Annotated in this window: 19 protein-coding genes, 2 pseudogenes and 1 other annotated feature; of the genes and pseudogenes, 18 read left to right on the forward strand and 3 right to left on the reverse strand. The window is 31.4% G+C overall.

From position 1 onward, the window contains the following. Window positions 1-80 precede the first annotated feature (80 nt). From EKQ63_RS14105 to EKQ63_RS14155, 11 genes and pseudogenes are all read left to right on the forward strand, one after another. The gene (locus EKQ63_RS14105; protein ID WP_087953578.1) at window positions 81-1,070 is read left to right on the forward strand and encodes a zinc-binding dehydrogenase; all 990 of its coding nucleotides are present in this window, start codon (window positions 81-83) and stop codon (window positions 1,068-1,070) included. A gap of 246 nt (window positions 1,071-1,316) precedes the next feature. Continuing rightward, the gene (locus EKQ63_RS14110) at window positions 1,317-1,916 is read left to right on the forward strand and encodes an undecaprenyl-diphosphatase (protein WP_087953577.1); all 600 of its coding nucleotides are present in this window, start codon (window positions 1,317-1,319) and stop codon (window positions 1,914-1,916) included. Between the two features lie 361 nt (window positions 1,917-2,277). Further along, entirely contained in the window at window positions 2,278-4,416 is a 2,139-nt protein-coding gene (locus EKQ63_RS14115; RefSeq protein ID WP_143881154.1) for a penicillin-binding protein, read from the forward strand. A gap of 190 nt (window positions 4,417-4,606) precedes the next feature. Further along, window positions 4,607-5,203, forward strand: a complete 597-nt coding sequence (locus EKQ63_RS14120; RefSeq protein WP_087953575.1) for a TetR/AcrR family transcriptional regulator — start codon at window positions 4,607-4,609, stop codon at window positions 5,201-5,203. 84 nt (window positions 5,204-5,287) lie between these two features. Beyond that, entirely contained in the window at window positions 5,288-6,109 is an 822-nt protein-coding gene (locus EKQ63_RS14125; protein WP_143881155.1) for an SDR family NAD(P)-dependent oxidoreductase, read from the forward strand. 55 nt (window positions 6,110-6,164) lie between these two features. Continuing rightward, window positions 6,165-6,420 (forward strand) — a binding site (T-box leader). Between the two features lie 63 nt (window positions 6,421-6,483). Continuing rightward, window positions 6,484-7,722 carry an MFS transporter gene (locus tag EKQ63_RS14130; protein WP_143881156.1) on the forward strand — a complete coding sequence of 413 codons (1,239 nt, stop codon included), beginning with the start codon at window positions 6,484-6,486 and terminating at the stop codon, window positions 7,720-7,722. 240 nt (window positions 7,723-7,962) lie between these two features. Continuing rightward, on the forward strand, window positions 7,963-8,556 hold the full coding sequence (locus EKQ63_RS14135; RefSeq protein ID WP_143881157.1) for a GNAT family N-acetyltransferase: 594 nt from the start codon (window positions 7,963-7,965) through the stop codon (window positions 8,554-8,556). 110 nt (window positions 8,557-8,666) lie between these two features. Continuing rightward, window positions 8,667-9,164: pseudogene (locus EKQ63_RS14140) on the forward strand (VanZ family protein). 211 nt (window positions 9,165-9,375) lie between these two features. Continuing rightward, window positions 9,376-9,831, forward strand: a complete 456-nt coding sequence (locus EKQ63_RS14145) for a CcdC protein domain-containing protein (protein ID WP_087953572.1) — start codon at window positions 9,376-9,378, stop codon at window positions 9,829-9,831. A 79-nt stretch (window positions 9,832-9,910) separates the two neighbouring features. Continuing rightward, window positions 9,911-10,417: a DUF3189 family protein gene (locus EKQ63_RS14150; protein WP_014893677.1), complete on the forward strand. Its 507-nt coding sequence runs from the start codon at window positions 9,911-9,913 to the stop codon at window positions 10,415-10,417. 199 nt (window positions 10,418-10,616) lie between these two features. Next, window positions 10,617-11,423 (forward strand): DegV family protein, encoded by an 807-nt coding sequence (locus EKQ63_RS14155; RefSeq protein ID WP_143881158.1) that lies wholly within the window; start codon window positions 10,617-10,619, stop codon window positions 11,421-11,423. A 118-nt stretch (window positions 11,424-11,541) separates the two neighbouring features. On the opposite strand, the gene EKQ63_RS14160 is transcribed toward EKQ63_RS14155, so the two are convergent. Then, complete coding sequence (locus tag EKQ63_RS14160) at window positions 11,542-12,114, reverse strand: DJ-1/PfpI family protein (protein ID WP_143881159.1); 573 nt, start codon at window positions 12,112-12,114, stop codon at window positions 11,542-11,544. A gap of 590 nt (window positions 12,115-12,704) precedes the next feature. Between EKQ63_RS14160 and EKQ63_RS14165 the strand changes: the two are divergent. From EKQ63_RS14165 to EKQ63_RS14190, 5 genes and pseudogenes are all read left to right on the forward strand, one after another. Next, window positions 12,705-13,094: pseudogene (locus EKQ63_RS14165) on the forward strand (helix-turn-helix domain-containing protein). Between the two features lie 63 nt (window positions 13,095-13,157). Continuing rightward, on the forward strand, window positions 13,158-14,120 hold the full coding sequence (locus EKQ63_RS14170; protein ID WP_087953569.1) for a helix-turn-helix transcriptional regulator: 963 nt from the start codon (window positions 13,158-13,160) through the stop codon (window positions 14,118-14,120). 74 nt (window positions 14,121-14,194) lie between these two features. Next, window positions 14,195-14,827 (forward strand): type 1 glutamine amidotransferase family protein, encoded by a 633-nt coding sequence (locus EKQ63_RS14175; protein WP_143881160.1) that lies wholly within the window; start codon window positions 14,195-14,197, stop codon window positions 14,825-14,827. A gap of 402 nt (window positions 14,828-15,229) precedes the next feature. Continuing rightward, window positions 15,230-16,453 (forward strand): methyltransferase domain-containing protein, encoded by a 1,224-nt coding sequence (locus EKQ63_RS14180; protein WP_223290790.1) that lies wholly within the window; start codon window positions 15,230-15,232, stop codon window positions 16,451-16,453. Window positions 16,454-16,565: 112 nt separating this feature from the next. Further along, window positions 16,566-17,870 carry an MFS transporter gene (locus EKQ63_RS14190; protein WP_143881162.1) on the forward strand — a complete coding sequence of 435 codons (1,305 nt, stop codon included), beginning with the start codon at window positions 16,566-16,568 and terminating at the stop codon, window positions 17,868-17,870. Between the two features lie 40 nt (window positions 17,871-17,910). On the opposite strand, the gene EKQ63_RS14195 is transcribed toward EKQ63_RS14190, so the two are convergent. Next, entirely contained in the window at window positions 17,911-18,627 is a 717-nt protein-coding gene (locus tag EKQ63_RS14195) for a hypothetical protein (RefSeq protein ID WP_140168767.1), read from the reverse strand. A gap of 494 nt (window positions 18,628-19,121) precedes the next feature. Between EKQ63_RS14195 and EKQ63_RS14200 the strand changes: the two genes are divergently transcribed. Both EKQ63_RS14200 and EKQ63_RS14205 read left to right on the forward strand, forming a co-directional pair. Continuing rightward, the gene (locus tag EKQ63_RS14200) at window positions 19,122-19,922 is read left to right on the forward strand and encodes a GNAT family N-acetyltransferase (RefSeq protein WP_143881163.1); all 801 of its coding nucleotides are present in this window, start codon (window positions 19,122-19,124) and stop codon (window positions 19,920-19,922) included. A gap of 45 nt (window positions 19,923-19,967) precedes the next feature. Then, on the forward strand, window positions 19,968-20,840 hold the full coding sequence (locus EKQ63_RS14205; protein ID WP_143881164.1) for a glycerophosphodiester phosphodiesterase: 873 nt from the start codon (window positions 19,968-19,970) through the stop codon (window positions 20,838-20,840). Window positions 20,841-21,129: 289 nt separating this feature from the next. Here EKQ63_RS14205 and EKQ63_RS14210 read toward each other — a convergent pair whose 3' ends face one another. Further along, window positions 21,130-21,591: a DUF2306 domain-containing protein gene (locus tag EKQ63_RS14210; protein ID WP_087953562.1), complete on the reverse strand. Its 462-nt coding sequence runs from the start codon at window positions 21,589-21,591 to the stop codon at window positions 21,130-21,132. Window positions 21,592-21,650: the final 59 nt, after the last annotated feature.

Raw genomic sequence — 21,650 nt, forward strand, 5'->3', positions numbered from 1 at the left:
CATTCCTTCTTTTTTACGGTCAAATTATTTTGTTTATTTCGAACTTTCTAGTACATTAGAAATATGAAGGGGGAATAAAAATGAAAGCTATCGTACAACAATATAAAGCAGGATTTGAAGGGGTAGAATATAAAGTATTACCTGAGAGAAAACCTAGCGCTGGAGAAGTGAAAGTAAAATTAAAATCAGCAGGATTAAATCATCGAGATTTATTTATAATGAATAATAGAAAGGAAATGCAATTACCATTAGTTCTAGGATCAGATGGTGCAGGTATTATTACGGAAATTGGAGAAGGTGTTTCAAGAACTATATTGCAAAATGAGGTTATTATTAACCCTAGTATTGGATGGGATTATATTGCTGAAATACCCGAGTTACCAGAGGTGTTAGGTGGGCCCAAAGATGGAACGTTTGCTGAATATGTCATTGTGCCAGTAGAAAATGTAGTGGCAAAACCATCATATCTTACTTGGGAAGAGTCTGGTGTTTTATCTTTATCGGCATTAACTGCATATAGAGCGCTTTTTACAAAGGGTAGATTAAAGCGTGGCGAACATGTTTTAATTCCAGGGATAGGCGGCGGTGTAGCGACGTTTGCTATGTTATTTGCAAAAGCAATTGGTGCAAAAGTAAGTGTTACTTCAAGGGTAGAGAACAAAAGGAAGCTTGCCGAAACATATGGCGCAGACTTTTCCTTTAATAGTTCTGGAAATTGGGAAGAGAGTTTACGCGAAGAGAAAGTAGATTTAATAATCGATAGTATAGGGCCAGCAACATTCTTAAAATACTTTGATGTATTAAAACAAAATGGGAGAATTGTTAATTTTGGTGCCAGCTCAGGGGATAAAATTGAATTACCATTACGAGCATTATTTTATAATCAAATCGATATAATGGGAACATCTATGGGTAGCAGTGAAGAATTTAATGAAATGATTAAGTTTATAGTGAAATATAAGATTAAACCAATTATGGATAAAGTGTATTCGTTGGAAGAAGCGATTCAAGCGTTAAGACGTATGGAACAAGGCGAACAATTCGGTAATATTGCACTTCGTATGTATTAAAAATATGATTTTACAACAAGTATATTTAAGTAACTATGTTACGTATTTTATTCATGAATAGTATGTAAGTCGTATTGTTTTAAAGGTTTTTCAGCTTTATACATAATTAGCCGTTATAATTAGTCTCAATATTGTCAAATGAGTAATAGTAAAATGAGAATTAGATGAGAAAAGTTTAAGCCCATTTTCATATTGATGTTGTATACTGTGTAAATCAAGAAAGCTTTTATTTAAGGAGAGAGAATTATGAATTACACAGTATTTCAATGGTTTAATAATTTAGCTGGATCGTCCAAACTATTAGATACGCTAATGATTGCTATTACAAATAGTGCTGTATATGTAGCAATTTTGTTTATGTTTATCTTATGGTTTAATAATGGAAAAAAAGTCAATGCAATTAAAAAACAATACACAGTGTTATATACGACACTTTCAGTCATTATCGCATTATTAGTAAATGTTGTGATACATGCGGTATATTACCACCCACGTCCATTTGTATCACATGATGTACATCAATTAGTACCACATGCAGCAGACTCATCATTTGTTAGTGATCATTCAGTACTTGTATTTTCCATTGCATTTGTATTTTTGCTTAGAGGAGAAAAACTTAAATATGTCGCTCTTATTTGGGCAGTATTAGTCGGTGTTTCACGTATGTACGTAGGTGTTCATTATCCTTTAGATATACTGGGTGCTGCTTTCTTAACATTTATCACAAGTGGCTTAGTAGTGCAAAGTACACGTATGTTGGAGCCGATAGCGAAACTTGTATTCAAAATGTACGCATTAGTAGCAAAACGAATTCCTTTTTTAGAGAAATATAATCATATAGCTTAATTGTTATAAATAACTATTCGTAGTTTTTTAAGTTCTCCTTTGGAAATCCAAAGGAGAACTTTTTATTATGTACAAGATAAGGATATACGCATTAAAAGAATGATGAAGGAACAAATGAGCTAGTATCAAAAGTTTTTATTAAATTTGTAGATTATAATAAGTCAACCTAAGAGCGTCTGAATATTCGAAAATTTCACGCACCGCAATGTAAATAGATAAATAAAAAAGAAACAATGGATACTTTCAGAACGTTTTAAAGGGATTAAAAGGAAAAGTTCGAAACATATAGTATTGAAAGCAAAAACTACATAATTTATAGCACACCATCGCAGTAATTAATTGTAATAGAAAGGAGATAAATATGCATAAACTTCAAACGAATAAAGGCGCGCGGTATTTTATGGTTGCTTTTATTGTTTTGTTTCTTATTATGCTTTTGCGTTTTTTCTATATTCAAGCAGTAGGGGTCGTGCATAATGTGGATGTAAAGGATCTTGCAAATGAACAACATAATAAAAAAGGTGTTTTGGAAGCGAATCGTGGCACGATTTATGATCAAACTGGAAAAGTGCTCGTTCAAGATTCAACAACGTATCGTGTTGTGGTGAATTTGAAAGGTAATGACAAATTGAAAAATAAAGATGAAACTGCAGAGCAATTAGCTACTGCGCTTGAAATTGATAAAGAGGACGTATTAAAAAATTTCCATGAGGGGCGTACGCAAGTTGAAATCGGAAAAGTTGGCCGGAATTTGTCTAGGGAAAAGAAAGAACAAATTAAAAAATTGAAAATCCCGGGTGTTTCTTTTATGCCTGAGAAAGCAAGAGTGTATCCAAATGAAGATTTTGCATCTTATATACTTGGTTTTGCTAGACCAGACAATAAAGGAAATACAGAAGGGAAATTTGGACTTGAAAAAAGTTTGGATAAGTATTTGCGCTCGACAAATGGGAATATAGAATATGTGGGAGCGCGAGGAGGTATCCCGCTTACAAATGATATAGGAAAAATAGAACCCGCTAAACATGGAAATAACGTATATCTTACGCTTGATAAACAAATTAATAGTTTTTTAGAAGAAGCGATGAACAAGGCGCAAGAGCACTATGATCCTTCTATGTTAGTAGGTATTATAGCGGATCCAAAGACGGGGAAAGTTTTAGCTATGTCTAGTAAACCTAGTTTTAACCCTAATAAAGGGGATATTGAATACTTTCTAAATGATCCAATCGCAAATGCATATGAACCAGGTTCAACGATGAAAGTATTTACGTTAGCTGCTGCAATCAATGAAGGTGTATATAACGGGAAAGAATATTTTCAATCCGGAAAGTATTCAGTAGGTTCAGCGGATATAAAAGATCATAATGGTGGGTTTGGATGGGGATCTATAACATTTGATGAAGGTTTTGAAAGGTCATCAAACGTAGCTTTTTCTATTTTAGAAGATCAGTTATTAAAGCCAAATAAATTTAAGCAATATATGAATAAATTTGGTTTTAACCAAAAAACGGGAATAGATTTACCTGGTGAAAGTAAAAATACTTTATTATTAAATACACAAATTCAACAAGTAACAACTTCTTTCGGACAAGGTTCTACAGTAACTCCAATTCAATTAATCCAAGCTGCCACCGCTATAGCAAATGACGGGAAAATGATGCAACCATATATCGTTGACAAAGTTGTAAATCCAACAAACAAGCAAGTTATTATGGAAAATCAACCGAAAGAAGTTGGCAATCCGATAAAAAAAGAGACTGCGGACAAGGTAAGAGACTTAATGGAGCGTGTTATTACGTCTTCAAAAGGTACAGGTACAATGTATAAAGTCGATGGTTATCCAATAGGAGGCAAGACAGGAACAGCCCAAATTCCGAACCCTGAAAATGGACGATATATGGAAGGAAAAGAAAATTATATTTTTTCATTTTTAGGTATGGCTCCAATTGATGACCCAGAGTTAATTGTATACTTAGCTATTAAGCAGCCAAAGTTAAAGGGAGATGAATATGGGGCTCAGCCACTCGCTGAAATATTTAAACCAGTTGTGAAAAATAGCCTTGAATATTTAAAGGTGAAACCATACACAGAACAACAAATGGCCGATGCAACGAAAAAATCCCAATTAAAAGTGCAAAACTATGTTAATCAATTAATAGATACGGTAGAGAATAATGTGAAAAAAGAGAAACTCCAACCGATAATTTTAGGAGAAGGAAAAATAAAAAAACAATATCCACAGTCTGGTGAATTAATGAGTGAAGGTGATCGTATATTTTTATTAGGAAACAACGCAACAATGCCCAATTTACAAGGTTGGTCAATGCGTGATGTTATGTGTTTTTCTAAACTATTAAAATTAGATTTAAAAACTTCAGGTACGGGATATGTAACAAATCAAAGTATTGAAAAAGGACAATCTATACAAGAAGGCGATGCATTAGAACTAAAATTAGAACCACCGTTACAACCGTTAGCAGAGGCAAATACAAATTAATTCGAGCAATGTGAAGGGGCTATATACAATAGGCTCTTTTTTTATAAAGTTTAGTAATTTCACGCACCGTAATTTTTATAAAAAATAATAAATACGAAACTTAACAGTTACTAAAACAAAAAAACTTACATATATTGAAATTAGAACGATTGTTCAATTTTTTTGTATTAAACGACGGAAGGAGTCTACATTGAATAAAAGACGATACGATAGCGATTTAGCGAAAGAAATAATAGCAGAGAAGGCGACAGAATTATTTTCCTTAAAAGGATATACAAGAACTTCGATTGATAACATTGCAAAAGCCTCTGGTTATAGTAAAGGGCATATATATTATCATTATAAAAATAAAGAAGAATTATTTGTTTATTTAGCTAAAGACAGTATGAGAAACTGGCACGGTAAATGGGAAATAGCAGAAAAACAGTATACAAATGCTACTGGGAAATTATATGGAATGGCTAAATTTGTACTTTATAATTACAAAACGCCGTTATTAAGGGCGGGGCAAGAACTTGCCTCTGATCCGAGCACGAATCCCTCTACAGTTCAACAGCTTTATGGTTTAGCTGTTGTCCCTTTAAATGCATATCAAAAAATTTTAATTGAAGGTATACAAAGCGGCGAATTTAATATAAAAAACGTTGAGAATTCAAGTCTTTTATTAGGTTCATGGCTAGGTGGGTTATGCCAATTTATTCATTCCATTGAAACAGAGAAATTAGAAGCTTTATTTAATGAAGCCATTACAATTTTTTTACTCTCTATTTCAAAGAAACATGTGTAGCGTTTTAAGAGAATTAGAACGATTGTTCAAATACTTACACTCGTCCGTTTTCATTATATGTATTAACAACAGGAGGTTTTTTATATGGATGAACAAAGAGTCGCAATTATAACTGGCGGAGCTTCTGGTATCGGTAAAGCTTTAGCTCTTCAATTAGCAAATAAAGATATATTTGTAATTATCGCAGATATTAATGAAGCATGTGGTCAAGAACTTGTGCATAATATGAAAAATAATAATCAACTAGCTAGGTTCGAATATTTAGATGTTACTAATGCTGAATTCGTAGAGGATCTTATTATAAAAATAGTTAATGAGTTTGGTAGAATTGATTATATGTTTAATAATGCTGGAATTGCTATGTATGGAGAAGTATTCGATATGTCTTTGGATAATTGGAAGCATATTATTGAAATAAATTTATTAGGAGTAATCTACGGAACACAATTGGCTTACCAATTCATGAAAAAACAAGGATTTGGTTATATCATTAATACTGCGTCTGCAACCGGTTTAGGACCTGCTCCACTTTGTACGGCATACGCAACTACCAAACATGCTATCGTAGGTTTAACAACTTCATTACATTATGAGGCAGAAGAATACGGTGTAAATGTAAGTGTGCTTTGTCCAACTTTTGTAGATACACCCATATTTGAAAAATCAATTGCAATTAATATGAATAAGGATCAAATTTTAAAACAACTAAAAATTAATAAGCCGATTTCAGCAGACAAGTTTGCTGAAATTGCACTGAAAGCTATCCATAAAAATAAATTAGTAATATGTCCAATGCCGTTTAAAAAAACAATGGACGTATTTTTCATTGTATTTCCTTATCTTCATAAAAAGCTAATGCGTTTCGTATGTCGAATTAGCCGAAAAGCAAAAATGACGAAATTATAAATATCTGATTATTCCTTATTTACAGTCGGATTGAATTGTGATAATATGGAAAAAATCAAATGCAGTGAAGAGAAGAGTAAATAAAATGAATTTTTCACAGAGAGCTCCATTTAGCTGAAAAGGAGCAAAAATTCTTTATTGAACCAAGCCTCTGAGCAGTGCATCGGAACCTTTTATTAGAGGATGGTGTGACGGGAGCTCCCGTTATAGAGCTATGGTATAAGCATAAAGAATGCAGTACCTGATAAGGTTAATATGGTGACATATTAACAAACTAGGGTGGCACCGCGATGATAAATCTCGTCCCTAAGACTAAAGTCTTGGGGGTGGGATTTTTTTATTGGTTTAAAATAATTTGGAAAGCGGGGCCGAAAATGAAAAACTTACTTAACGATTGGAAATATCCTTTATTATTACTGTCCGGAGTTGGTATTGCAAATTTAGGGGCATGGATTTACTTAATAGCACTGAATGTACTTGTCTATAATATGGGTGGCTCAGCCCTAGCTGTTGCTACTTTATATGTAATTAAACCATTAGCCGCTTTATTTACAAACGCTTGGTCAGGGAGTATGATTGATCGTTTAAATAAACGGAAATTAATGATTCACCTTGATATATATCGTGCGGTATTTATCGCTATCTTACCTTTACTTCCATCACTTTGGATGGTTTATGTATTCGTATTCTTTATTAGTATGGCTAATGCAATTTACGAGCCAACTGCTATGACATATATGACTAAATTAATTCCAGTTGAGAAAAGACAACGTTTCAACTCATTGCGTAGTTTAATAGGATCTGGTGCATTTTTAATTGGTCCAGCGATAGCGGGAGTATTGTTAATAGCAAGTACACCAGAGTTTGCAATATATATAAATGCTATAGCGTTTCTCTTATCAGGAGTAATTACATTGCTATTACCTAATCTTGATAAAAAATCCGATATGCATACATCAAATGACACGTTATCTTTAACTGTACTAAAAAAAGATTGGAACATCGTTTTAAATTTTAGTAAAAAATCTTTGTATATCGTTTTTGTATACTTCTTATTTCAAGGGATGATGGTTTTAGCTACCGCAAATGATTCGCTTGAATTGTCATTTGCTAAAGAAGTTCTATTGTTAACAGATAGTGAATATGGATTTTTAGTTAGTGCCGGCGGGGCTGGAATTATTTTAGGAGCTATAACAAATACAATTTTATCTAAAAAATTAGCGCCTTCATTGTTAATTGGAATAGGATCATTATTCATTGCAATTGGTTATTTAATTTATGCTTTTTCAAATGAGTTTTTAATGGCTGCTATCGGATTTCTTATTTTATCTTTCTCTATGGCATATGCAAATACAGGATATTATACCTTTTATCAAAACAACGTTCCCGTTCACATAATGGGACGGATTGGAAGTATATATGGACTAGTAATTGCCGGCATAACCATTTTGATTACGATTCTATTCGGAGTTGCAACTCAATTTATTTCTATACAACTTGTAGTTATTGTAGGATCATTGGTAATGTTACTTATAACTATTATATTGTGTGTGTTTACTTTATTACCTTCAAAATCCAAGGTATATCATGCTGAATCAGTAGATTCTAAATAACTTTTTCTTCCATTTTTCTATTAGTATACATCACTAGAGGATTCTTCCATCTATATATTGAATAATAATTAGGTGGAAGAATCTCTTCTGTATATGACGGTGACAAGTATGATTAATGCAAAGGATGTAGTCCAGAAAATTATTATATCTAGATTTAGATTGTTCAATTGATTATATGTCTAAAGCAACAAGGTAGGAGTTAAAAAATTAATAAAAATATAGAGGGAGCTTTTAGATTACATGAATATTAAGATTAGAGCATATGAAAAATCTGATGAAACCGGTTGGGTACGTTGCCGTGTGTTATCTTTTTTAGATACAGCATATTACGATAACGTATTTAGAGAGAAAGAAAAATATGAAAATCCTACAATTGAATTAGTAGCAGTATGTGAAAATCAAATTGTGGGGTTAATAGATATTGAATATGAATTAGAAGAGCGTACAGTATGTTCAAGAGGAACTGGTCTTGGCGGCATGATTTGGCATATTGCAGTTCATCCGGATTTCCGTAGAATGAAAATTGGTAATCAGCTATTAAAGGAAGCGGAGAAGTTAGCGAAAGAACTTAACCTAAATCGCCTGGAAGCATGGACTAGGGACAACCTATGGGTACATGGATGGTATGAAAAGAACGGATTTGTAAACGTAGATTCATATTTACACGTGAATTCCGACCATACAGACGAGATAAAAGGTGTAATGAAAAGTAATATAGGTCAGTTACATCCAGTTCAAACATTTGCTCATTATACAGGTGAAAATAAAGAAGAAATACGAAAACAATTTAAACGGGTTCATGATTGTTTTTGTTTTGAAAAGAATTTTAGTTAACTAGAAATCTTTTATTTTATAAATAAAGGTTTTTTATAATGAAAAATAATTCTATACAAATTAAATTAAAACTTTATATTTAAATTAACAGATATTATTATGACATTAATATGAAGGGTTGTGTTAAAAGTTTATATATGATTAATGGTAGTATGTTTATCCTATTTGGAGTTATCGGTTATTTGATTGTACGAACTATATTAATTGGAATGAAAAAAAGGGTGTGCATTGGTGGAAAGAGCTAATTAGTTTTTTGTTCGCAATATATATTGGTATGGTTGTTGCAGTCACTTTATTCCCTATACCAATCGGCTTTCCTACTAGTAACGAACACCAAGGTCTTTCAGTCAATATTATCCCCTAAAAAAGTTAAAAAGACTATTTTATTAGGTTTAGTTATATCAATTAGCATTGAATTATTACAACTAATTGAGTCTTTATTTAGTGGATGGGGGCGTATTACTGATATTGATGATGTAATCTGTAACGTTATAGGTTGTATTGTTGGATACTTTATTTATAAAATCACTTTAATGCTAGCAAGTAAATTTAATTTTCGAGTGTTAAATAAAACTAATCCTAAAGGTATGGAGTTAACTGAAAAATAAATGGCTTAAATAGGTATATAAAAATACGAATATAGATACTAAAGATGTACGAGTAAAAAGTACGTCTTTTTATTTTTAAAAATAATGCTTCAGACTGATGAAGAATCACATTCCATATTTTACAATTTAAAGTGACTACCGCATTTTAAGTATGGAGTAAAAAGAGGTGAATATAATTTTATAGGTATACAAGTATAAAGGAGGTTACTAAATGGATATTTTACTTGTTATTCTTATTATCGTATTAATGCAAGGTAAGGAACGTAAAGTGAAAGTTAATCGCATTTGGCTCGTTCCGGCTTTGTTGTGCTTTGTAACAATCCAGTCCATTATTCATATGGGACAATTAACCATATTACAATTACTACTATTTGTTGCCATGCTCGGAATTGGATTGGTTCTTGGGGTTATTAGAGGAAAAGCGTTAACATTTCGAATAGATAGTGAAACGGGTCATGTATTACGAAAAGGAAATTGGTTAAGCACAATAATTCTTCTTATTATTTTAGGTGCGAAAATTGTAATTAAGCAAAGTATGTTTTCTGGCAGTACTCACAACACATTAATGGTTGTAACGAATGCCTTTTTATGCGTCACATTAGGCACAGTAATAAGTAGACGATATTATATTTGGAAAAAATATAATGAGCTAATACAAAAAGTGTAAATACATTTATCTCTTGTTTAACAATGCTGTGAGCGGTAATACTAAATAACATTGAACTTTCACAACAAGGGATGATCATATGATATTTATTTACACAGATTTCGGCGGAACACATTCAACTGCACTCGCTGCAGCTTATCATTTAAATAAATTGCCAACTGACCGTAAGTTAACGAAAGAAGAAATATTAAATGTAGATTACTTTAATAAATTGAAAACCGAAGATATGGGGAAAATTATTTTTCATGGAATAGATGAAAATGGTAATCCTGTATATACAATTGGGTGCGGGGCATCTAAAGTCGTTGTACCTGCGATGAAGCATTTAGGAGAGATTTTGCAAAAACATTATCAAAGTCATGAAAAGATTATTTTTTCTAATACATCACCAACAGTACCTTTACCAATGACTTTTGGCGGGCTGTTTTCTAGAAGGTTTCATATTGACTTTATTGGTGTACCATTACTTGTATGGGGTGCAAAACTTAGCTGTGATAACATACAAAGACTTGTTAGTTATACGAAAGAAGCCGGGCGATTAACAAATGATTATGTTGTGATTTTAGATAATGAAACTTTTAAATAATGTATGAGAAAAAGAAAATCGAGCAAATTTCTTGATTTTCTTTTTAATTTGTGAAAAAGACAAGAAATATTCACATTTATCATCTATCTACTATAGCCAAAACAATAAAGTCCTGTTACTATTACAGGGATATTCTCTTTTCATAACATAAATATATAGAAAAATTAGAAAAGAGGAATTGAATTAAGGGAGGAACAACATGAAGCGTGTTGCTTGGATTACTGATAGTACAACTGCGAGTTTTACAACAGAAGGAGATAACTTTGTTATCCCAATTGAAGTTATTATTGATGGTGTGTCGTATAAAGATTGTGAAGAAGGTGTGCGTGAGCGCGTTTATAATGCTTTAAACGAAGGTAAAACTGTCACTACATCACAACCTAACATAGGGGAAATGGTAGAGTTATTTTCGAAATGCAAAGAAGAATATGAAGAGGGATTTGCAGTTGCTATTAGCGGAAAAGTAAGTGGAACCTATCAAAACATGAAGTTAGCTGCAGAAATGGCAGGTTTCCCATTAACAGTATTAGATAGTGAAACAACAAGTTATCCAATGGATGAACTAATTAGAAAAGCGAAATCGTTATACCATGATGGTATGACTTTACAAGATATACACCAAACATTAGTAGATGAAAAAAGAAGACCTTTCCATGTATTCCCGAAAAGTTTAAAAGGCCTTTATGCAAGTGGACGTGTAAAGGGAGTTCAATTTTTACTTGGAAGTTTATTAAGTGTCAACTTAATATTAGAAGTAAAAGGCGGAGAGCTTTTACTTGAAAAGAAAGTTCGTAAAATCCAAAAATGCCGAGAATACATTAAAAATGAACTTGAAAAGGAATTACCAAAAGTACTTCACATGTTCCATGCTAACGATAAACCTGGAGCTGAAGAATGGATTGCAGATATTAGACAAGCATTCCCTGAAATGGATTTCAAACTATATCCATTACCAATTTCATTTGCGGTACATGCAGGTGAAGGTACAATAGCAATTAGTTATTAAGAAGAAAACCCGTGAATGATTCGCGGGTTTTTTATTTGAAAATGGGGACACACCATGTCTACATTAAGCAAAAGAATTCATTTTATCGTTTCCAGGACTAACCAATCACTCGACTTAATTAAAAATATAAACCTTTTCCTACTGGCTGAACAGTTTCTAGTACGATTTCAACCATTTCTTCATTAAGCAGGGTTCTTATAATCCAACCTGAGAGTTCTTGAGCAGCAAAACAACCTGCAGCAGTTGAAATATTTCCTTCGTTTACGAAACTTTTTTCAATAACGTCTACACCAAATTCTTTAAGTTGTTCTACTGCGGATGGATATGTAGTTGCTTTTTTTCCAGCTAGCAATTTTTTAGCTCCTAGTAGTAATGAACCAGAACACATAGATCCTATTAATTGTCTTTGAGGATCTACGTGAATGCTATTAATATATTCTTGGTTTTTATATAAATCTTGTACACCCTTGCCGCTTGCAAATATTACTGCGTCAGCAGAAGGAATATCAAATATGTTTCCTGTCATAGGAATACGTAAGCCAGACATGGATATATGAGTTTTTTCCGTTCCTAAAAGCTGGACATCCCAATCAGAAATACCGCCAACTAAACGTACACGATTTAATAAATCCCATGGTAGAAAAACATCAATATCAGTAAAGTTATCGAAACAGACTATTGCAATTTTCATTTTCTAATCCTCCACTTATGAATATCAGTTTATTTATAAAATAAGCATCTCCTTTTATGTTCTATATTAAGTTATAAATCCCTGTATATTACACGCATATGAAGGAGGTGTAGTGATTTTTTAACTCCTCTAAACATAGAAAGACACAAAATCTTTTTCTTGGTTTCTATCAATTTTTTGTACAAAACCAAGGTCTGTAGCAATAACTCGTAAGGTATTTCCTTGAGAATCTTTAAAAGTCTCAAAGAAATAGGTGTAATTCATAACACATACAAATAGAAATAAAAACGTCATTCTTTCTTATAAATTCACAGATAGAAACATGTTTTCGTTTGTAGTGGGCATTGTTTCATTAGCTTACTAATCTATATATAAATTGTCGGCAATCAATAAATCATATGATTTTTATAATTTCCGTAAAATAATTTTGACGTATTTATTTTTTCAATATAAAATAATATTCATTCATCCAAATTTAACCAATAGCATATAAAAGATATATCTTTTTATATGCATAGGTATGTTTCTTTTTAGTTTTAAGGGGCAAAGGTTAATATGAAAGTAAAGAAACTAGTCACGCTTGCAATACCATTTATGCAATTATACGTGTCAGTTCAAGTAACCAGAATTCTTTAAGGCAATTTTAACAACTGAAAGAAATCAAAATGGATATTATTTTTTGAGAAAAAGCTTCCAGAGCAACAAAAGGTCGTGAGCAACTTCAAAAAATGTTAGAGGATATACACGGAATTAACTCAGATTAATCGTAGTACACAAGATTTATTTGAATTAATCGATAACATACGGAGTAAAAAGGAAATTTTAAAGGTCGGTTAAAGAAGTACCATAAAAATCATGCAGGAATGAATTATGTGGTAAAGCTCTATAAAGAGGGAGATAGGACTGCAAATCAAATTTGTGAAATTACAAATGTGTCTAGATCCTCATTATATGGAAAGTTATCGGAAAGGAACAGTTGATGAGTTATACCAAAAATCAAAAATATATAATAGAAAATAAGTTTCATATAGAGGGGGAATTATATGCCTAAAATTGACAATATGTTAGCAATTCTATGGATGCTTCGTTCAGGTGAAAAAATTACTGCAAAACAAATTTCAGAAAAGTTAGAGATTAACATAAGGACTGTGTATCGTTATATTGATACAATTTCAACAAGTGGCGTACCTATAATTTCAGAACCAGGACATAACGGTGGATACTCTTTATTGAACAATTTTATTGAAGCTCCTCTTTTTTTTGATTTTGAGGAGCAAACTTCACTATTTCACGCAGCTGTTTTTGCGGAAGAAGCTGGATATTATGGAGGTGAAGCATTAGATAGGGCCATTTCAAAACTAAGTAAATACTCAAATCAAGAGCAGGAAACAAAGATAAACCAACATTTAACTAGTCTTGAAGTAATAAGTCGATTAAGCGCACTCTCTATAGAAACTTTTTTGAAGGAGTTGGAGCAGGCCGTAGCTGACGGGTACTCAGTAAAAATTCTTTACCATAAAAGTGGCGAAAAGCAATTAAATTATAGATTGGTCGATCCATACAGAATTATCTATTGGAATAATAAGTGGTATGTGATTGGATTTTGTCACCTTAGGGAGGATATCCGTAGTTTTAGAGTAGATCGAATTGAAAGTCTAATGCTAACCGAAAATAAGTTTAACCAGCCAGAAAATTTTTCAGCACGGGACTTTTTTATAAAAAGTCTTCTTCCACCTATAGAAGATAAGGAAAGTATTATTTCTTTGGTTATCAATGGGGATAAAAGTGTATTGGCTGATATTTGCCAACATTGGTTTTTAGGACATTATTTACAAGAACGGACTTCAAATCAAGCAGTTTTTCTTCTTGAAAAAGATCTAATACATAAATATGTACCTTATTTACTTTTACCGTACAATAAATCTATTAAAGTTATTGAGCCAATAAGTCTTAAGAATAGACTAATTGAAGTTCTGTCGGAATTAATAAAATTTCATCAAGTATGATAACTTCCCTGACGTTAACTGTCAGGGAAGTTATATTATAATAGCTATATAAATTGTGATTGGAGTGTTATTGGATGCAAATAAAAAAAGCTTTTCTATATGTATTTAATACAATGTCAGACTGGGAATATGGATATTTAATTGCTGAACTAAACTCAGGAAGATATTTTAAAAAAGATATACCACCTTTAAAAGTAATTACAGTAGGAGCTAATAAAGAAATGATTACTACTATGGGAGGATTGAGCATAAAACCAGATATTTCCCTTGATGAATGTACTTTTGAGAGTAAAGATCTTTTAATTTTACCAGGAGGGACTACTTGGAGTGAAGAAATTCATAAACCTATTTTAGAAAAAATTGGACACTCTTTAAAGCTTGGCACTATTGTTGCTGCAATTTGTGGTGCAACTGATGCCCTCGCGAATATGGGATACTTGGATACTAGAAAGCATACAAGTAATAACTTAGAATATACTAAAATGGTATGTCCTAACTATAAAGGAGAAAAGTTCTATGAGTTGGGATCTGCGGTATCTGATGCAAATTTAGTTACTGCATCAGGAATAGCTCCTCTGGAATTTGCTATGGAGGTACTGAAAAAAATAGATGTATTTACACCAGATACATTACATTCATGGTATAATCTAAATAAGACTTATAAACCTGAATACTTCTTCCAGTTAATGAATTCCATAAATAAATGAAATAACTAAAAAGCTCAACTTCTCTGTAATTCAAAATAGAGAAATTGAGCTTTTTAATTTAGAATTCCTTTATCGTTGTAAATCGGCATTTTTCTGACGCTACCCCTATGTAACCTTCTACATTAACCCTACTCCAATAGTTCAATAAAGTAATGCTATAATGTCCATTTATAGGTACATTTCATTAAGTAGAATATAATAAATCGATTGAGGTTTAATAATTTTGATACTGATAATTTGACATACATAAAACCAAAAGTTGCATGTTATATTATTAGGTATAACAATATATAAATAATACCATTTGTTCATCCCGTAAATAATGTTGATAAAAAAGGGAAAGGATTTTTAAAGATAAAAATAGAAATCTATATAAAAAAATATTTAAATGGTAGGGATATTATGAAAATCGGTAAGTTTGGAGAAGTAAATAACATAAGTATTGATACAATTAGACATTATATGGATCTCAGTCTCATTATTCCTGAAAAAAAAGGGGGGCACTATTTTTTTGATGAGTATTGTCAAAAAGATTTAGAACTTATATTACATTACAAAGACCTAGGATTTAGTTTGAATGAAATTAAAGAACTATTTTTTTATAAAAATTTAGCGAAATCTATGAATTACGAAAAAGATATTTTCTACCAATCTTTATTTAAATTGAAATATAACAAGATGGAACAGGAAATAGAACTTTTGAAGAAGAAACGGGACAAATTAAAGGGAGTGTTACATGACTTATTATTAACAAACGAAACTTCCAATACAGTGATAGGGCTAGAATTAAGTGTACTACATTTACTTACATGTTATAAGTGTAGCAAAAAACTAATTCTTCAAGATGGAATAATTACTAACAATCAAATTACAGAGGGGAAGTTAATTTGTAATTGTGGTAAAGAATACAATATTATTTCAGGAATTATAACTGTTGGTAAATCATTTAAAGTAAATGAACGTACGTCACTTGAAGATACTATTTCGGATTATATTCATGAAACGGATACTGCTTTTTTAGAGAATATACAAAAAGGTGGAGAATGGGCGAAAAAGAAACTAATGCAGCTAGATTTAAATAATAAGATACTACTTGATTTAGGATCCGGCCTCGGATTCTTTTTACGGAATAGTTATGAAGAACTACCGGAAGATTGTTTATATATTTCTGTTGATCGAGATTTGAATAAACTTTTATTTTTAAAAGATGTAATTGAAAAAAGAAATCCTAAAAGAAATATTTTATTTATCTGTGCTGATTTTTTAAACATACCTATTCAAAAAGATTCTGTTGATATTGTAATTGATCAGTCTGGTACAAGTAATTATAGTTTTGAACATGAGGCTTTTTTATTACACGAATTAAATTCGCTTTTTAAACACGATTGTTATTTATTAAGCTCATTTATTTTATTTAATAAATTTAGTGTAAATAGCCAAATTACAACTAGGTTTCGAGAGAATTTTAAACTTTCAAAAGTAATGAAAGAAATTCATAATCTAAGGTTTCAATCCATTGATGAACGAACGTCAAATTATTTGGAACGGGGCGGAAAATACGAGGATTTCTTTGTTCAAGGAGAAGAAATTTATACATATTCATTTTTCGGAAAAAGATGGGGTTAACCCCATCTTTTATTTATTTTCCCTTCAAACTTTTCAAATCGTACATATTGCGATTGGGTTGACCCGAGAACTTACAATGTACGTAACACAAAATTAGGCAGGGGGAAAAGTTATGGCAAGTTTACGATTACATATAGAAAATAAAAAAAGAAACCAAGAACTAAAAAATATTTGTCTATATTCAATTGCAAAAACAGTATCACTATTCGGTAGCTCTATTTATAATTTCGCATTAGGATTATATGTTTTGCAAATAACTGGATCTGCTTTAAATTTCGCGATTACGCTCATATTAGGGACAATTCCAATGATTGTTATGAATCCATTTGCCGGTGTAATTGCTGATAAGGTTGATAAAAAGAAACTGGTTGTTTGTATGGATTTACTAAGTGGCAGCATATTAATAGCTGTTTATATATTAAGCAGCCATTATGGATTAAACTTATTCATTATTTATACTACAACCTTTCTTATGACAGTATTTACAACCTTTTTTGGAATAGGATTAGAAGCTGCAAAACCCAATATCGTCTCTAAAGAAAGGCTTATGAGTATTAATTCTATAAGTAAAATTATCGATTCTGTATCTTTAATTCTTGGCCCTATGTTAGGTGGCATCGTTTTTTCAGTATTTGATATTCAAACTTTTATAATTATAAACGGTATTTCATTTATTCTTTCGGGGATAGCATTACTATTTATTCATTTTAAACTGTTCGAGTGTAATATAAATGAGGAAAATTCAAAAAGAAGAGTTAATTTTATTAAAGATATAAAAGAGGGGTTTTCTTACTTACTTGAAAAGAAAAACTTAAAGAATACGTTTCATATTTTAATTTCGTTTAATTTCCTCTTAGGCTTTGCTGTAACTATTCCATTGCCATACATTATTAATACAGTTCTCAATCTTAGTTCTAAACAATTTGGTATGATTCAAGGGACTTTTCCAGTAGGGATGATAATTGGTGCAATTGTAGTAAAAAAAATAACTGATCGTTTTTCTTACTCCTATCTTTTGAAAAAGCTAAGTTCTATGTTGTCAGTTATTATGATTATTTCAGGGATTCCAGTTTTATTCAAAAGCTTTGAAGTGAATGATTTTGTATTCGTTATTACGTATTGCGTTATTATGTTCTTTTTAGGGCTAATGATAGCATTAATCGATATCCCTTTAATTTATTTCGTGCAAAATGAGATTCCTGATCAATATAGAGGAAGAGTTCTTAGTATTGGATTAAGTATAGGTAAAATGATGCAGCCGATAGCGCTGGTATTATCAGGTCTATTATTAAATCATATTCCAGCCTACACGCTTCCAATTGGAGGAGGCATCGTATTTCTTATTTTGAATAAAATTTATTCAAATAAGTTGAATTTAGAAATTCATTCAAAAGGGTATAGTGTTGAACGTAATTAAATAATATTGAAAAAGCGCTGGATCATCATCCTGCGCTTTCCTATCGTAATTCAGCTGTTTTTCTAATAACAATCTTATCAATATCATCTTCTTCATCACCAATAAATAACCCGCGTTCTTTTAAATAGGCCTCAAAATATAAATCTGCTTCTGCACGTTCATCATATGGTTTTACAGATAGAACGAAACCTAATTTGTTTTGTTCCTCTAAATGAGAAGTAGAGATGTAGGCCGGTACATTGTGGCGTAAAAAGAGTTCTTTAACCGGAATAATCATATCTTTCATTAATTTCGTTAACATACCCATTTCAAACTCGAAATTAAAGCGATCTATACTACATAAATCAGCGAATACTACACCGATAAAACCTGTATTAAATACTTCTTGATATTCTACGTCTTCATCATGATTTCCGTAAAAATTCTTTTCGATTAAATAATTTACGAAATAAGCAACACCGTCACTTTGTTCAAATGGTTTCGTTGAAAGAACAAAGCCGATTTTCTTTTGTTTATGTAAATACACACATGACATGTATGCTGAAATTTTATGTTCTTTAAATAGAGAACTTGTTGCCCCAGAAAGACCATCAAGTACGTGATGAACAATTTGAAGTTTTTTACGAGCGAAATAATAGGATTTCTTTTGTAACTCCAATGTATCAATAAAGACAGAGCCGATAAAGCCTGTATTTGAAATGATAGGTGTTTGCTTTTTTCTTCCTCTGCGCTTTGCTTGAGCCATTGTAAAAATCATCCCTTCATGTACAATTAAAATAAAAAGAACGTTTGTTCGTATATTTATATTTTACTATTAAAACGCTATAAAGTAAAGGGTTTTTGACGAAAAAAACAACAAAAAGACACCTGTAAAAGGTGTCTTAAACGCTGTAGGGAAGAGGGTTCATCCATACAATTTATATTATGATACAGAAACAATCTCTTCTGTATCTTCTAGATCTAAATGACAGTCCATAGTACGAACATCTTGATCTTCATGACTTCCGAAATAAATAGTAATTTTCATATGTATCGCTCCTTTATTCTAGGAATACCTAAAATAATTACTAGTAATGTTAATATTTATTATATACCACTTTTTTCATTCCGACAACGTTATATCGTTTTTTATTCTTTTAGGGCGCAAAGAGTGATGTAAAGAGATATTTTTATAGAAATAGGTACATTTCTTATATGTTATATTTAATACTGAAGTATTCGAATACAAATTTTATGAAAGGAGCAAAATGAATGAATTTTAAACAGTTACTAATTGATAATTTTACATATAAAACTTCATATATTGCGCAGCAGGCACAGGGAATGAATGTGAAAGAAACGAAGGATTACATTGCTGTCGACTGTGGTTTGCCTGCAGATACATTTAATATTATTACTTTACTAAACAATAATGTAACAGAAGGTATCGAGAAATTATATAAGGAGGTAGCATACTTTAATCAAAAGAAATATCCAATGAGTGTTTGGTTTTGGGATGAGAAGCTAGAGGGTAATATAAAGAATGAATTAATAAAGCTTGGATTAAAAGAAGCAGAACAAAATATCTCGATGGTAGCAAACTTACATACAATACTTCCAACAATAAACTTGCCAGAAGGTTTTACGATACAAAAAGCATCTTCGTCAGGACAAATTAAAAAGTTTGGAGAAGCGTTAGCTAGTCTATTTGGTACATCCGAGGAAGGTATACATGTACAAGCATTCTACAATCAAACTGCTTCTTTCCATTTATGGAATAGTGAAAATATGAAACTGTACTTAGGGTTTTATAAAGATGAAGTCGTATCGGTTGGTTCATTAGTATGTACACAAGATAGTATTGGTATTTATGATATAGCAACGAAAGAAAGAATGAGAGGAAAAGGATTTGGCTCTACTATGTTTAATTACCTGCTGCAAGAAGCAAAGGAATTAAACGTTGCTCAATGCGTATTACAAGCTTCACCTGATGGGATTAATATTTATAAAAAAGCTGGTTTTCAATCTGTTGGACAAATGACTGTATTTGAAAATCGACATTTATTTGAATAAATTATCCAAGCCAAATTGCTTTCATGTAGGAGTCAATACATCATTATGAAAAAGATATATATCGTTACAATCATTTTCGCCTTTATAGTAATAGGTACTTTTGTTTATCATAAAGTAAATGAACGTAAGTACACGAAAGCTATTAATCAATCAAATCACATAAAAAATATTGCACATAGAGGCGCCTCTGCGTATGCGCCGGAACATACAATACCAGCTTATACATTAGGACAACAATTAAAAGCAGATTATATAGAAACTGATCTTCAAATGACAAAAGATGGACATTTAGTAGCTATGCATGATGAAACAGTAAATCGTACTACAAACGGTACGGGGCTAGTTAAGGAACATACATTAGAAGAATTAAAGCAATTAAAGGCAAGTTCTTTTTTTAATGAAAAACATCCAACTTTAGCAAAGAAAGAATATGAAAATGCTAAAGTTCCAACACTCGAAGAAGTAATTGAAGTGTTTGGGCATGACGCGAACTATTATATTGAAACAAAATCACCTGATGAATATCCAGGAATGGAAGAAAAGTTATTAGAAATTATCAATCACTATGAAATACAGGATAAAGTTATTATTCAATCATTTAGTGAAGAAAGTCTGCAAAAAATTCATAATTTGAATGTTAATATCCCCCTGGTGCAATTACTATCCTATAAAAAGGCAGTTCAATTAACTGAACCAGAGATAAAAAAGTATAAAACATACTGCATTGGTCTTGGGATGAACTATAAATATATTGATTCAGCTTATGTAAAGAGAATAAAAAAACACGGATTAGAAGTTCATCCATTTACTGTAGATAATGAACAAGATATGAAAAAGTTACTTTTATGGGGCGTTGATGGAATGTTTACGAATTATCCGGATCGATTACATTCAGTTTTGAAGTTAAAAAACTCATGAATTAAAAGTAGAATTCTTAAAGGAATAATATAAGAGGTTATTAAAAAACGATGCAAGGATCCACTGTTATTCAATAATAGTTCGTCATCCAGATGATAACATCATTAAATATACAAAGCCGATATTGAAATGAAATCCAAAAAAGAATCCAAGACTTATATTGGATTCTTTTTATTTAGCTCTAAATGACTAACTTAAAGCAATACGACTTTCAATTTATAAATAAAATATTACATTGAGTATGATTTTTCATAATAATAATTAGAAAGTAACGAAAATGTAATGAATTTTAACTACGCTTTTTATATTTTTTTGATACACTGGCTACGAGAGGAATACCGATTAATGTAGGTAAAAACCAAAACCATATAGGCGGCAATAAATTAATTATGGGGATATGAATACCTACGTTTACTAATAGTGCAGTAACGGCACCAATATAAGAGCCTAACATACCTCTAATATGGTGGTGAAGCCAATTTTTCCAACGCTTTTTTCGTGCAAGGTAGCCATAAATCGCAAATGAATAAGAGAAAATTGCTACATAAAATAAATATGCGATTTTATCCCAGTTTATAATGGATAATATAATTGCAGTGAGGGTAATGACAACATAGGATGCATGATATATTTCGCCCCATTCCGTATGTTTTCCTTTCTTCTTTTGAGCAACCATTGCTACAATACCAGTGATTAAACATATTGTCCCAAATAATATGTGGATGGTTAAAAGAACGTTGAAGATACTCATAATAATTCCTCCTTTTTTTATTTTTATAGTATTGCAGTATAGGAGAAAAGTTGAAACAT

The organism is Bacillus sp. BD59S (assembly GCF_007363175.1).
GTDB lineage: Bacteria > Bacillota > Bacilli > Bacillales > Bacillaceae_G > Bacillus_A > Bacillus_A pacificus.

Bases quoted from the DNA above. Each gene is read 5' to 3' on its own strand.
- EKQ63_RS14155 (WP_143881158.1), top strand. From the start codon at position 10,617: ATGAAGCGTGTTGCTTGGATTACTGATAGTACAACTGCGAGTTTTACA.
- EKQ63_RS14190 (WP_143881162.1), top strand. From the start codon at position 16,566: ATGGCAAGTTTACGATTACATATAGAAAATAAAAAAAGAAACCAAGAA.
- EKQ63_RS14115 (WP_143881154.1), top strand. From the start codon at position 2,278: ATGCATAAACTTCAAACGAATAAAGGCGCGCGGTATTTTATGGTTGCT.
- EKQ63_RS14195 (WP_140168767.1), bottom strand. From the start codon at position 18,627: ATGATTTTTACAATGGCTCAAGCAAAGCGCAGAGGAAGAAAAAAGCAA.
- EKQ63_RS14160 (WP_143881159.1), bottom strand. From the start codon at position 12,114: ATGAAAATTGCAATAGTCTGTTTCGATAACTTTACTGATATTGATGTT.
- EKQ63_RS14175 (WP_143881160.1), top strand. From the start codon at position 14,195: ATGCAAATAAAAAAAGCTTTTCTATATGTATTTAATACAATGTCAGAC.
- EKQ63_RS14150 (WP_014893677.1), top strand. From the start codon at position 9,911: ATGATATTTATTTACACAGATTTCGGCGGAACACATTCAACTGCACTC.
- EKQ63_RS14110 (WP_087953577.1), top strand. From the start codon at position 1,317: ATGAATTACACAGTATTTCAATGGTTTAATAATTTAGCTGGATCGTCC.
- EKQ63_RS14180 (WP_223290790.1), top strand. From the start codon at position 15,230: ATGAAAATCGGTAAGTTTGGAGAAGTAAATAACATAAGTATTGATACA.
- EKQ63_RS14145 (WP_087953572.1), top strand. From the start codon at position 9,376: ATGGATATTTTACTTGTTATTCTTATTATCGTATTAATGCAAGGTAAG.
- EKQ63_RS14210 (WP_087953562.1), bottom strand. From the start codon at position 21,591: ATGAGTATCTTCAACGTTCTTTTAACCATCCACATATTATTTGGGACA.
- EKQ63_RS14170 (WP_087953569.1), top strand. From the start codon at position 13,158: ATGCCTAAAATTGACAATATGTTAGCAATTCTATGGATGCTTCGTTCA.
- EKQ63_RS14205 (WP_143881164.1), top strand. From the start codon at position 19,968: ATGAAAAAGATATATATCGTTACAATCATTTTCGCCTTTATAGTAATA.
- EKQ63_RS14135 (WP_143881157.1), top strand. From the start codon at position 7,963: ATGAATATTAAGATTAGAGCATATGAAAAATCTGATGAAACCGGTTGG.
- EKQ63_RS14105 (WP_087953578.1), top strand. From the start codon at position 81: ATGAAAGCTATCGTACAACAATATAAAGCAGGATTTGAAGGGGTAGAA.
- EKQ63_RS14200 (WP_143881163.1), top strand. From the start codon at position 19,122: ATGAATTTTAAACAGTTACTAATTGATAATTTTACATATAAAACTTCA.
- EKQ63_RS14130 (WP_143881156.1), top strand. From the start codon at position 6,484: ATGAAAAACTTACTTAACGATTGGAAATATCCTTTATTATTACTGTCC.
- EKQ63_RS14125 (WP_143881155.1), top strand. From the start codon at position 5,288: ATGGATGAACAAAGAGTCGCAATTATAACTGGCGGAGCTTCTGGTATC.